We start from the raw sequence: 665 nt of genomic DNA on the forward strand, positions 1-665 counted from the left end.
ACCGTGACCTTTACGGCTACCGACGATTGCGGCAACGCAAGCTCCACTACGGCGACGTTTACCATTGAGGATACAACAGTGCCTACCATAGATACAACAAATCTTAGTGATATTGATATCCAGTGTGGTATTACTCCAGACGGAACATTAGAAGCTTGGCTTCAAAATAATGCCGGTGCAACTGCATCGGATGCCTGTAGTGGTGTTACATGGACTAATGATTATGGTATAGGATCAAATTTAGATTGTGATAGTGGTGACATAACAGTAACTTTTAGAGCAACAGATGAATGTGGCAACTTCTCCGAAGTCACAGCCACCTATTCAATTATTGATACAGTGGCACCTGTTCTTACAGTTCCAGCCGATGTCACTCTTGAATGTACTGAAGATACTTCTCCATCCAATACGGGCACTGCGACTGCAACTGATGATTGTATTACCCCAACAGTAACTTTTTCAGATTCAGAAGTTACTAATTGCGGAATTACTAAAATCATTACAAGAACATGGACTGCAACTGATGCTTGTTTAAATACAACATCAGAAGCACAGATAATAACTGTAGTAGATACAACCGTGCCTACCATAGATACGGCAGCTAGCGATAGCACCGTGGAATGTGACGGTGCAGGGAACACTGCAGAGCTCAACGCCTGGTTGGC

General features: G+C 43.3%; 1 pseudogene. It reads left to right on the forward strand.

Annotated elements, in window-relative coordinates:
* A pseudogene (locus J4050_RS15185) lies at positions 1–665 on the forward strand (hypothetical protein); the annotation flags it as partial.

Origin of the sequence: Winogradskyella pelagia, assembly GCF_017581965.1 — a bacterium.
GTDB lineage: Bacteria > Bacteroidota > Bacteroidia > Flavobacteriales > Flavobacteriaceae > Winogradskyella > Winogradskyella pelagia.